Below are 11,737 nucleotides of genomic sequence, written 5' to 3'. Positions count from 1 at the left end.
CCTCTTTTTAAAAGAAGCGAATCGAGTCTAATTTTTTCTCTGGCCAATGTAAATCGGAAGTTCCCGGAAAAAAATTTTTTCTTCGGAGGTTGAAACAAAATCGGAAGAAAGGGATATTAGGTTATTCTGAAGTTCCAGAACCATTTCCTTACAACGATCCATTCCGAATAACGCGGGATAGGTGGTCTTTCCGGATTTCACGTCTTTTCCGGGAGTTTTTCCGAGCGATTCCTGCGTTCCCTCCACATCCAGGATGTCGTCGGTAATTTGAAAAATTAAACCGAGGTCTTCTCCGTATTTGGAAAGTGAATTCTCCCTTTCCTTCCAATCCTCGCGTAGACGATTTCCGATCAGAAGAGAGGCTTTGATCAGAGCTCCAGTTTTTAAACGATGAGTCAAACGAACTAGAGCGACTCGATCTTCGGAGTTTCCGTTTTTCGATTGAACCGAATTCTCTCTTTCCATTTGAAGATCGTAGATCTGCCCCGAAACCATTCCCGGAGCGCCGGATCCAGTATGCAAAATTTCTAATAGATCCCGATAAAGGGAAACGTCCTCATTCTTCGCTTGAACAAAAGAAAGAAGATAAAAAGCGAAGGAGTTAAGTGCGTCGCCCGCGAGAATTGCGGTCGCTTCCGAAAATTTCTTATGAAGAGTCGGGATTCCTCTTCTGAAATCATCGTTATCCATACTCGGAAGATCGTCGTGAATCAAAGAATAAGTGTGAATACATTCCAAAGAAGATCCTAAAAAAAGGGCGTTTTTCGAATCGACTTGAAATCCGCCGGAAGCTGCAAGAGCCAGAACGGGCCGCAAACGTTTTCCGCCGGCTACAAGACTGTACTTCATCGCTTCAAAAAGTTCCGGCGCGGAATGTTGCGATAATGCGGAGAGTGTTTGGGAATCTAAAAAATTCTCAAATGCGGCGCGGTAAGAATGGAATATTTCGGAAAACGCAGATTGGCTCACTCTGCCTCCAGAATGAAAGAATTCCCTTAATTGTAAAGCAAAGTCTGTGGAACGGATTTGCTCCGTTCTTCGACGAATTCAAATCCGTAAGAATCGAAGTCTTAAAAAAAGATCGATATGGAACTCAATTCTTCACTTTTAAAACAACCTTTCCCACCGAAGTTCCCGATTGAAAAAATTTGAGCGCCTCGTCGATCTTTTCAAAGGGGAACGTTTTTCCGACCAAAGGTGGAGCAAGATTGAGTTTCACCAACCCGTTGAGATTTTTCGTAAGTTTCTCAACTCGATCATAAAGCCAGATAAGATTGAAACCCATCACCGCTTTATTGTCTGAGACCATTTTCATCGGATCCAACTTCGGACGCGAAAAATATTTGTAAGCTAGTCTAGGCCAATTCACGGAACTTCCTCCGCCCATCATGTCTGCGGCGCCGTAAACGATCATCCTTCCCATAGGAGCCATAATATCGTAACTTTCCTGAAAGATCTTTCCTCCGATACATTCTAAAACCAAATCCAATTCTCTATCGGAAAGTGCGGCTTTCAGATCTTTTGCGAATCGGTTTGAACGTACGATCTGCCGATCATAACCTTCTTTTTTTAGGAGTTCGATTTTGGAAGGAGTTCCAATCGTTCCGATCGTAAAAGCTCCCATTTTTTTTGCGATACGATTTGCAAGAATTCCAACTCCGCCCGCCGCGCTGTGAATTAAAACGTTCTGTCCTTTTTGAAGATCTCCCAGAGCGACTAATGCGTAATAGGCGGTTAACCCTTGGACCAAAAATCCGGCGCCCTCGTCGAAATTCCATTTCGACGGAAGTTTAAAAACGTATCGAGAATCGATATTCAAATGGGAAGCGTAACCTCCGAAACGAGTCACTCCCATAACTTTATCTTTTTTCTTTACGTTTTTAACCTTCTTACCGACCGCGATAACGATTCCGGAATATTCAAGACCTGGAATAAAGGCGCCTTCCGGCGTGGCGCTGTAAAGCCCTTGAATCGCGAAAAGATCCGCAAAATTCAAACCGATCGAATGAATCTCGACCTGAACTTCGTTTTCGGAAGGTTCCGGAAGAACTTCGCTTATCAATTCAACGTTTTCCAGAGATCCCTTTTTACGAACCAGAGCTATCGTTCTTTGCATGAAACGAAGTTATAAGAATTTCGATTTTTCGAGCAAGAAATTTTTCTTCCCCAACGGAAAGAACGGCGTCAAGATACGAGCCGCAAAGTCAATCCATTCTTGATTCCGGATTTTTTATACCACACGTCAGAATATTGTTCGAATGAATAAATAACTAAACTATTTTCGAAAAGCCGAATTCTTTAAAATCCGGGGAACACATTCGGAAAAATGAATCCGTTTATCGGAACAAAATCTTTCCTAAAAAAGGATTGAATCCGGACTTCAAGTCCGTTTGAGATAAGATTTCGGACAATTCCGACTTGTTAGGAGATCGGAAAAAATTTCACGGACGAACGCTCGCGCCAAATTAAAATTTTAAACGACCTCGATTCTTTAGGAAATGAATGAATGAATGAGCGCCAAGCCGGCCCGTTCCGCTTTGAAATCTGAAAACTTTGTTTCAGAACCTTCTTTCTCTCCGATGAAATGGATTCTCTAAAAAAAAAGAGCGGGAGATCAAAATCTCCCGCGATCGATTTCAAAACTCGGGAGAATAAAATTCCTTCTCTTTTCCTCTCGGTGCAATCGTAAAACGATACTTTCTTTTGGAATGAAATTCAGGATTGAACCAGCGAACTTCGTAGATCGCCATTCCCTCCGAAGATTCCGCTTGTAGACGAACGTCCAGCTCGGTTCCGAAGTCGTTTATCAATTTTCCGTCTTGCATCAAATTCTTCCATTCTCCTTTTTCTTCCCGATATTGAATCGAAATCAAAGGTTGATGAAATTGAATCAAAGAAGGGTTCACGTCCTTATAACGGAAGATCCAGTGTTTCTCTAAATTTTCTTCGGCGAGAACCAAACGAGGAGCCTCTTTCAAATCGCGGTTCCCCCGCGCTTCTTTTTTCTCAGGCATATAATGTTTCGTATCGAGTTGAAATTCCCATGACTCGGGAAAACTTTCCTTACCTCCTTCCGAGGGCATTTGTTTTACAAGATCGGCAAGATGCGCTTGGAGAAAAGGTTGAGTTCCCGGTCCATAGATCGTATGTCCGCCTTCATAATGTTGTTTGGAATATTCTTCCGGAGTGGTCGCATAACCGAAATAACCGTTCGCACAAGACAGGACAGAAGTCTGAACAATATTCTCCTTACTCTTAGATGCTCTTTGTTTTTCGGCGTCGAGAGCGGCATCTGAAAATCTTCTTCCGGATTCGTTCGTCACTTCGAAAGGAACGGCGAGTAACGCGGTGTCTCCGATTCTTGCGGATTGAAGAATCATCCTATGAGGAAAATTCTTCTTAGCCAAAACGAGATATTGAAAGAAAGAACCTGCGGTTCTTTTATGCCCCTGACAACCGCCGGTAAAAATATAACGCGGCCAACCTTCTCCCCAAAAGGGAAGCCAGAATAATACGGGAGTCATTCCGTCTTCGGCTCCTCCGGTCAGAGCGGTTCCGGCTACCGGTCTACTACATAGTTCGGCTTCACCCATCTTTGGATTTTCGTAAACGTCGACTTCTTTGGAGTTATAAGAATAAGTTACGTCGGAATTTAATTTTTTTCCCAGAGTCTGAAAGAGTTCATAAGATTTTCTTGATATTTCAAGACCGATTCTTTTGGATTCGATAAATCCCTGCATCTCCTCCCTATAATCCGGAGAATTGTCGCCGTGAGTCGCGTTAGACACCGCGTGCAATGGTTCCCATTCGGTCTTAAATTCCTCTTTGATTTTGGATTCCAATTCTCTTTCCGGATAAGCGAAAACATCGGCGTTAACCACCTTGTTCCAGGAAGGAACCGTAGTACCGTGGATCGAATACGTGGAATAAACCGCGAGAGGTTTGAAAGATCCGTCTTTGTCTTTTGCGTCCACTCGAATCATCGTCATTTCAGGGTTTACCGCGCCGTAGATTTGTTCGGTTTTGATTTCCATAATTCCGGAATTCCGATTTGCGGCGTAAGCCTCGATGGAGCGGTTTCTTGTAAGTCCCCAGATATTGGATTTACCGGTCGCAATTTTCGCGGGCTTCGCGGATTGATATGCTTCCAAGACTGCTGCGTAAATTCTATCTTCTAAAAATTCGTACCAATCTTTTTCAAAACCGGGTTTGTTACCTGCAAACTCATTGTAAAAATTATTCTCATAAAAATTTCCCGGCGCGGAATGTGTGTGAGTTCCGGAGATAACGATTCCTCCCAAACTGATATCCGTCTTTTCGGAAAGTTTTTCCGCCAATCGATGATGCAACAATAACGAACCGGAAAGGAGATCCGTCTGAATCAGAACCAAAGGTGCGTGTTGATCTTTTCGAATGTAGATCACTCTCGCATATATTTTAGTTCTAAATCCTTTTTCCGTATTTGCGAGCATCGAGTAACCGGCAAGAGGAAGACCGGGCGGCGGAGTAATATCGACCTTCGATACGCCGGCAAAAAGACCTTTTGTATTCGAAGCCAAAAGAGGTTTTTTATTCTTAATCACGTAAGTTGTAGAATCGCTACAGCTTACGAAGACAAAAAACAATAAAAAGGAAAAGAGAATCCATAGGGTTTCTCGAAATTTAAGAAGATTCAAATTTGGTCTCCTCCGGGGAAGTCGTTTTACATTCGATGTTTTGAAAAAGCAAGATGCTTTCGATCAAGACGAAACATTTTACGCGCTTTTCATTACAAATGACTTATTTTCTGATTTTAAAATTAGGAGGATCTTCGACAAAAGGAAAATAATCACAAGGTTTGGTATCAAACTATATGAATTTTTGGAAACGTCTTCGGTTTTATTTTTTTAACTTTTATCCCCCCTACTTTGCCGCGGGGATTCGATACAAAAGAATCGGAAAGGATCTGACCCATTTTCGTCTCAGCATGAAACTTCATTGGTGGAATCGAAATCTAGTTGGAACTCATTTTGGAGGCTCTCTCTATTCGATGTGTGACCCGTTCTACATGTTGATTTTGATGGAGAATTTGGGAGAAGATTACATTGTCTGGGATAAGGCGGCGACGATCCGCTTTATCAGTCCGGGTTTAGGAAAGGTTTACGCAGAATTTCATATCCCTCGCGAAGAGATAGAAAGAATCCGAAAAGAAGCGGATGAAAAAAGAAAGTTAGACGCTTTTTTCCAAACAAAAATTTTCGATGAAAAAACGGGAAAGGTGATTGCCGAGCTGGACAAGGTCGTTTACGTACGGAGAAAAGAAAGAATTAAAAAGTAATCTTTTTCGTAATTCTGTTTTAGAAGATTTAATTGTACGTTAATTCACTGTTAGGCGAAAATATTCTTTTGAACGATATTTTTTCTTTTTCGCTTCTTAAGGTGGGATTAGAATTTCGTTCGTAAACAATAGCCGTTTTCGACTACAAGAGATGAATTTTCGAAAATTTTAGCTCAGAGCGGACTTTAAGCCCGAATCAAGAAGAATTCAACGGATTCGTTTGTCGGAACAAATGAAAAAGCGATAAAAATAACTTGTGAAGAAAATGGAAAAACTTTCGGGCATTTTTTTTGCCCGAAAAATTCATTTTATCACACGGGAATTTTTGTCCGTTTCTCCGAAGCCCAAATATAAATTAGAATCAAAAGGGAAACGAAAAACATAACAAAGCCGACAAAAAGAAAAAATAACTTAATAGCGGTGATCGCGCCCGTGAAAGTCGCCAACGGTTCCGAAACGTTCGGCCAAGAAGCTAAAAAATAGAACATCAGAGAATTTTCAAGAATATCGAAGATTAAAAATCCCAACGACAAAAGATTAAAAGAGATCGGTAAACCCGTTTTTAACGCAGCTCTTGTGTAAATTCCCGCGAAGGACAAAAAGAGCGGAATCGGAAAGATCATATCGACGACATCGATCCAGAAATAAAGATTTCTCCCTGGTTCTCCGTAGATCCCGAAAACTTCGATGATATCCTTCGAGGAAGAAAAAGGTCGGAAGTCCATCTTTTTGGGAAGAACCCCCGATTCTGAAATCGGAATCCATTTTTCTAATATTTGCATCGTTTCGGCGCATAACATAGCTAAGGTGAAAAAGATTAAGACGCTCTTAACCGAGGAAACTTTTTCAAACGATCGACTTAATTTTTGCAAAAAAGGAGCTGATGAAGAACTCAATACAAAGCCCGTTACGATCAACAAAATAGGAAACAAAGGTCCGTGCGGAATATAACGAAAGAATAAAGTAGATCCCATCATCAAAACCGGAAGCAAAAGGAAAACGTTTCCTTCCCATTTTTTATCGACTCTCATCTTAAAACCCAAATATCCGATTGTGAACCAAAGAAGAAGAATCGAAGGCGCTTCGATCCAACGAAACCCCACATTCCGAAAAAATTCTCCGAAAAAACTTCCTCCCCAATAGGCCACGAGGTCTCCAAAGGCCGCAATGAAAAGAATAACGATTGCCGCCTTGAAAATTTTCGAAACCGCAATCGGAAAAAAATCCCTCTTATACAATTCTTTCAAGCCGAGTAAAATTCCGATATGAACGAAGATCGTCATTCTTCCGAAAAAATAATAGTCAGTGGTTTCGGGAGAAATCCCGGATTTTATTCTTAAAAAAACCGAAATCAGTTCCCTCGTTCCTAAAAGATACGAAGGGAACGAATCTCCGTTCCAAACGTAGGATTGGATCAAAGTTAAGAATAAAGTAAGAATAACGATGCACAGAGAAAAAAGGGCCGTAAAGTTCATGGTTCCTCCAGATGACATTTATCTTGATATCAAGATACTTTAAGCCAAACTAATTTAGCCTTTATCTTGACGTCAAGATAATTTCTTTAAGATGAGAAATATGAAGCCCAAAAAATCGGAAGACCACGTAGATTTTATCTTAAAGCAATGGGCCCTGGAAAGGCCCGATTTGGATATGACGGCGATGGGGACGATCGGAAGGATCCATCGCTTGTCTTCCATTTTCTTTTATAACGTCCACAAGGAAGTTTTTGAAAGTCACGGACTTGCGACTCAGGATTTCGACGTGATGGCTGCTCTTTTGCGCAGCGGCAAACCTTATAAAAAAGCGCCCGGAGATCTTCTCGCAACATTAATGATCACTTCTGGAACGATGACAAATCGAATCGATCGATTGGAATCTCTTGGCTGGGTTCAGAGAGAAGCCGATCCGAAAGATCGACGCGGAATTCTTATTTGCCTAACATCCGAAGGAAAACTTGTGATTACAAAAACTCTTTTAGACCACGTAAAAAGTACTCACGAATTGATGAGCGCTCTTTCAGAAAAAGAACACCTCGAGCTTTCAAAACTTTTAAGAAAATTGCTTCTGAATTTGGAAGAATGAAGAAAGGACGAATTCAAAATCGAAAAGGCTCTTGAAGTAAGAACTACAAGGCCTCTTGGATTTTGAAACTCAATCGGTTTAGTTTAAACTCGGATAATCGGAATAACCTTTTACGCCCGGAGTATAAAACGTGCTTTGATCAGCTTCAGCGAAAGTTTTATCCTCTTTCAATCGGAAGACAAAATCCGGATTCGCTATAAACGGTCTCCCGAAGGCGACGAGTTCGCATTTTCCGTCTTCCAAATCGGTCTGTGCTCTCGACTTATCGTATCCTCCGCTGAGGATTAGAGTATTCTTAAATTGTTTTCGTATTTTTTGAACCACACTTTCGGGAACGTCGGGAGCGCCCATAGAACTGTGATTTACGATGTGAACGTAAACAAGTCCGATAGAATTCAATTCTTCGGAAAGAATTTCGTATTGTTCTTCAAGTCCTTCGAACGCTCCGGTTTCATTAAAAACTCCGTAAGGAGATAATCGAATTCCGACCTTATCCTTTCCGATCGCGTCTACGACCGCGCGAGCCACCTCGATTACAAAACGATTTCGATTTTCGTTGGAACCACCGTAAGAATCGGTTCTATGATTCGAGTTTGCGTTTAAAAATTGTTCCAGAAGATATCCGTTTGCAGCGTGAAGTTCAACACCGTCGAACCCGGCTTCCACTGCATTCTTCGAAGATTGAACGTATTCTTCGATCGCACGTTTGATATCGTTCGAATTCATTTCCCGGGGAAGCGCATAAGGTTGTTGTCCTTTCGTATCTGTCCAAGTCTCGCCCTTCAATTGAATCGCGGACGGACCCACCACTTCGGCTCCTTCCGGAAGATTGACCGGAGTTCCGACCCGTCCCGTATGCATCAGTTGGACAAAGATCTTCGCGCCTTTATCGTGAACCGCTTTTGTAATCAGCTTCCACCCCTCCGTTTGTTCTTTGGAAAAGATTCCGGGAATCCTGCTATAACCCAATCCATTGGCCGAAGGCGAAGTCCCTTCCGTAACGATCAATCCCGCACTTCCTCTTTGCGAATAATAATCCGCCATTGTCGAATTTGGAATATTGTTGATTGCTCTGGATCGAGTCATAGGCGCCATTACGATTCGATTTTGGAGGGTTAGGTTTCCGAGTTTTGCGGATCCGAAAAGATCCACGGCTTGTTTCGATTCTACGCTCATTTTTATTTTCTACTCCGAAAGTTTAAGGTTTCCATTTTCCTTTAGACCTCCTGTAACAAAAATAATTACACCTTTTATTTTTTTGAGAACTTTTTTATAATCCGCCAACCTGAAGATTTGGCAGAATTTTCAGGAAAGAGGATAAAGCGAAGGGGAAACTTAAATGCAAATCGAAGGTAGAATTTTCAGTGGATCAACGGATATTCGAAAAGAATCAAATCAGTCTCTATTTTCTCTCGAATCAAAATATCCATTAAAAAGAAGGTACGCTTGTTTTTATAGTTATTTAGAAATTCATAATATATCTTAGGATTTTCGTTTCGCCCCATTTCTTCAGGTTTAAACAAAATTCTAATGTCTTGAAATTCCTACGGAAATAAATTATATATAGATTTGTAATTCTCAAACCAATAATCCCATAAGTCTGATTTATATCCATGAATCGGGTTTGGTAAAAAAGGATGAACGAGAAAAATTAGAAAAAAGGTAAAGCCAATCATCAACAAAGAAATAACTTTTTTACCGTTCCCGCTTTTAGAAAGGAACATAGCCGCCGGAAGAGTCAACATCATCGTTAGAATACAAAAAATCTTTATCAAAGGTTCGAAGATCTTCAATGCAACATATACTCTGCTTTCCTTTTCATAGGCGCCTAAGAACCAAGGGGTCGCGCTACCGATTTCCGTGTGACAATTTCTAAAATATTTCCTGCAATCGTAAAAATTCGAATAGGGGCTACACCAATCTTCAAATGCTTTCATACAACTTTCCGGATTTACGTATTGCATACAGGATTGATGTTCGAAATTCTCATGGCTATAAGGAGGATAACCCTGGCCGGCCCTACATTGATAATACCAGTTCCAATCGAAAAAACGAAACGTTATAGTAAGCAGAAAAAATAGCACATAAAATGGCAGAATCAAATTTCTAAACGATGAGGACTTCCAAAATGGATCCGCGTTTCTAAGTTTGAAAATTTCTGAAACCGCATATCCAGAACTGAGCATTATTGCAATTGAAGAAAAGATAACCGTCCCCCATAAGGCAGCTTGACTTTGTGCCCTTTCATATAAATTACCCAATTGATAAAACTTATACGTTGCAACTACGAGAATGCTAAAGAATAAAAAAATCATAATCCCTTCTAGGAAGATAACCGAATTCTTTCAATTAGTTGCATATCAAACTTAAACAAAATTCTTATATCAGAACAATTTTGGAATTTCGGGGGATATTCTCGATTTTCTGCAGTTCATTCCTAAAGACTTTGCGGATCTTATCCTTGTAATCGCAATTGATTGGAAAGAATAGAAGTACGCAAGAATTTTGACGAAAACGAATGAATAGGATTCTTTTTCAATTTTATAAACGAAAATTCGAACGGAAGGTAGAGGAATGGATTTTATAGAAACCTTTGAAGGCGAAAGAGCGGAACACTATGAAAATAGAATCGGAAAGATGATTCCGTTTTACTCCGGAGTTGCCGAATTGGTAGCGAGTTCTTTGATTGATTCTATTCCGCAGGGAAAAAAAATTCTCGCGGCCGGTTGTGGAACAGGAGCGGATTTCGGCGCTCTTTTAAAGGTGGCTCCGAATCGTTTTCAAATCACGGGGGTCGACCCTTCTCCGGAAATGATCGAACAGGCAAAAAAGAAATTTCCGAATGCTGATTTGCTCTGTTCTACCGTTTCGGCGTTGGATAAGAATTTACGTTTCGACGGTGCGACCCTTTTGTTCGTTCTTCACTTTCTTCCAGACGACGGAGCTAAACTTTCCCTCTTAAAAGACATATCTTCTCGTTTGGAAAAGAATGGAAAATTTATCCTTTTTGATATATACGATTCCAACGAGGACATGGATTCCGTATTCGAGGATGTAGCGGGATATTTAAGAACCTTTCAAGGTTGGGAAAACGGCGCACTCGAAACCTATTTGAATCGAGTCAAAACTCTTCATAAAATTCCCGGAAGGAGATACGAGACTCTTTTCCAAGAAGCCGGTTTTCAAAAATCGAAACAAATCTTTCAGGCTCATTACGTCGGCGGCTGGGTGGCATTTCGATAAATTATAATATTCTTATGTTTCTGGAAATCTTCGGAGAACAGGGTTTCCGTAGGGATAAAATTCTTCCAAGTGTTTTAGAAAACCTTTGTAAGTAAACCAGCCCTGGGAGCCGAATTTTTTCGGAGCCTTTTCGATATGCATTTCTTGCGCAGGCATAAAACTAAAACCGATGAGAAAAAATTTTTCTCCGTTCGGATTTTCAGCCGCATCCAAAACCATCGAAACGTGTCCGATCCCGCCGGTTTCATTTTGAACAAAAAGATCTCCCGGTCTTAAATCCGTTTCTTCGATATTCATTCCTCCTTTTTTGAGAGAGTAGGAATTCGAAGAAATAAACGATTTTCTCAAAAAGGAAACGTAACTCATCCCGCTTTCCCGAAACTGTTTTTTCCTTCCGTTGTAATCAAAAAGATAAAATCGATTCAACAAGTTTTTTTGCTTATGATATTCCGCCCAAATCCGCATCGTAAAGTCGGCGCATTGCTCCAGATCTTCTTGAAACAAAAGCGGCAGCTTCAGAACGGCGAGTGAATCATAACGACGGATGATATTCTGTTTTTGAAAAGTCAAAAGTGTGGATTCCGATTTTAATGGGAGACTTCTTACAAAACTCGAAAACGAATCCTTCGGATAGGATATGCGAGAACTCCCTTCCGGAGTTTGAATCTCGCCGATCTTTTCCCATTTGGAATCCGCCTCCAAACAACTCGATAGAAAAAATAATCCTCCGATTACGATCCAAGGGCCGACGACGATCATTCCAAAATGCAAAAGAATAGAGAAGAATTTCATAGTTTTTCCCAATTTGAATCCGATTCCAAAAAAGTTCGGATTTATTTTTTTAAGACCCGCCCGCAAAACGAAACGGATTCCACTTCGTATTAAAAAATCGATGACCAACGGACTGCCCTTTTAGTTAAGATTTTAGAGAAGAGTAAAAAAAGAAAACTATTGAATCCGGATTCTTTCTCTTTTCTGCTTGAATTTTCGGATTCAAGTCATCATACTTTTCAAAAAAGAAGAGTTAAAAGAGTTAGTTTCATTTTTTGGATTCCAAAATTCAGGAGCCGAATTTTTAGAGGGAATCGTTTTACC

10 protein-coding genes are annotated in these 11,737 nt (G+C 40.7%); 3 read left to right on the top strand and 7 right to left on the bottom strand.

What is annotated here, in order from left to right; translation table 11 throughout:
- Positions 1-27 precede the first annotated feature (27 nt).
- From CH376_RS13585 to CH376_RS13570, 3 genes are all read right to left on the bottom strand, one after another.
- A complete protein-coding gene (locus CH376_RS13585; protein WP_100785302.1) occupies positions 28-969 on the bottom strand; it encodes a polyprenyl synthetase family protein in 942 nt (313 codons plus the stop codon).
- Between the two features lie 124 nt (positions 970-1,093).
- Complete coding sequence (locus tag CH376_RS13580) at positions 1,094-2,116, bottom strand: synaptic vesicle VAT-1 family membrane protein (RefSeq protein ID WP_100785301.1); 1,023 nt, start codon at positions 2,114-2,116, stop codon at positions 1,094-1,096.
- 520 nt (positions 2,117-2,636) lie between these two features.
- Positions 2,637-4,676: a neutral/alkaline non-lysosomal ceramidase N-terminal domain-containing protein gene (locus tag CH376_RS13570; protein ID WP_100785299.1), complete on the bottom strand. Its 2,040-nt coding sequence runs from the start codon at positions 4,674-4,676 to the stop codon at positions 2,637-2,639.
- A gap of 176 nt (positions 4,677-4,852) precedes the next feature.
- Here CH376_RS13570 and CH376_RS13565 point away from each other — a divergent pair, with 176 nt between their 5' ends.
- Positions 4,853-5,317 carry a DUF4442 domain-containing protein gene (locus CH376_RS13565; RefSeq protein ID WP_100785298.1) on the top strand — a complete coding sequence of 155 codons (465 nt, stop codon included), beginning with the start codon at positions 4,853-4,855 and terminating at the stop codon, positions 5,315-5,317.
- 311 nt (positions 5,318-5,628) lie between these two features.
- Here the strand turns inward: CH376_RS13565 and CH376_RS13560 are convergent, their stop codons facing one another.
- Positions 5,629-6,792, bottom strand: a complete 1,164-nt coding sequence (locus tag CH376_RS13560; RefSeq protein ID WP_100785297.1) for a hypothetical protein — start codon at positions 6,790-6,792, stop codon at positions 5,629-5,631.
- 100 nt (positions 6,793-6,892) lie between these two features.
- On the opposite strand from CH376_RS13560, the gene CH376_RS13555 reads away from it, so the two are divergent.
- Positions 6,893-7,399: a MarR family winged helix-turn-helix transcriptional regulator gene (locus tag CH376_RS13555; RefSeq protein WP_100785455.1), complete on the top strand. Its 507-nt coding sequence runs from the start codon at positions 6,893-6,895 to the stop codon at positions 7,397-7,399.
- A gap of 78 nt (positions 7,400-7,477) precedes the next feature.
- Here CH376_RS13555 and CH376_RS13550 read toward each other — a convergent pair whose 3' ends face one another.
- The gene (locus CH376_RS13550; protein ID WP_100785296.1) at positions 7,478-8,575 is read right to left on the bottom strand and encodes an alkene reductase; all 1,098 of its coding nucleotides are present in this window, start codon (positions 8,573-8,575) and stop codon (positions 7,478-7,480) included.
- Positions 8,576-8,943: 368 nt separating this feature from the next.
- On the bottom strand, positions 8,944-9,336 hold the full coding sequence (locus CH376_RS24045; protein WP_125231927.1) for a hypothetical protein: 393 nt from the start codon (positions 9,334-9,336) through the stop codon (positions 8,944-8,946).
- A 637-nt stretch (positions 9,337-9,973) separates the two neighbouring features.
- Here CH376_RS24045 and CH376_RS13540 point away from each other — a divergent pair.
- The gene (locus tag CH376_RS13540) at positions 9,974-10,642 is read left to right on the top strand and encodes a class I SAM-dependent methyltransferase (RefSeq protein WP_100785294.1); all 669 of its coding nucleotides are present in this window, start codon (positions 9,974-9,976) and stop codon (positions 10,640-10,642) included.
- 12 nt (positions 10,643-10,654) lie between these two features.
- Here the strand turns inward: CH376_RS13540 and CH376_RS13535 are convergent, their stop codons facing one another.
- Complete coding sequence (locus tag CH376_RS13535) at positions 10,655-11,401, bottom strand: DUF4846 domain-containing protein (RefSeq protein ID WP_243394713.1); 747 nt, start codon at positions 11,399-11,401, stop codon at positions 10,655-10,657.
- Between the last annotated feature and the right edge of the window lie 336 nt (positions 11,402-11,737).

Origin of the sequence: Leptospira adleri, from assembly GCF_002811985.1 — a bacterium.
GTDB lineage: Bacteria > Spirochaetota > Leptospiria > Leptospirales > Leptospiraceae > Leptospira > Leptospira adleri.
This window is presented reverse-complemented; position numbering and strand designations above follow the sequence as displayed.

Bases quoted from the DNA above. Each gene is read 5' to 3' on its own strand.
- CH376_RS13580 (WP_100785301.1), bottom strand. From the start codon at position 2,116: ATGCAAAGAACGATAGCTCTGGTTCGTAAAAAGGGATCTCTGGAAAAC.
- CH376_RS13565 (WP_100785298.1), top strand. From the start codon at position 4,853: ATGAATTTTTGGAAACGTCTTCGGTTTTATTTTTTTAACTTTTATCCC.
- CH376_RS13560 (WP_100785297.1), bottom strand. From the start codon at position 6,792: ATGAACTTTACGGCCCTTTTTTCTCTGTGCATCGTTATTCTTACTTTA.
- CH376_RS13555 (WP_100785455.1), top strand. From the start codon at position 6,893: ATGAAGCCCAAAAAATCGGAAGACCACGTAGATTTTATCTTAAAGCAA.
- CH376_RS13550 (WP_100785296.1), bottom strand. From the start codon at position 8,575: ATGAGCGTAGAATCGAAACAAGCCGTGGATCTTTTCGGATCCGCAAAA.
- CH376_RS24045 (WP_125231927.1), bottom strand. From the start codon at position 9,336: ATGAAAGCATTTGAAGATTGGTGTAGCCCCTATTCGAATTTTTACGAT.
- CH376_RS13540 (WP_100785294.1), top strand. From the start codon at position 9,974: ATGGATTTTATAGAAACCTTTGAAGGCGAAAGAGCGGAACACTATGAA.
- CH376_RS13535 (WP_243394713.1), bottom strand. From the start codon at position 11,401: ATGATCGTCGTCGGCCCTTGGATCGTAATCGGAGGATTATTTTTTCTA.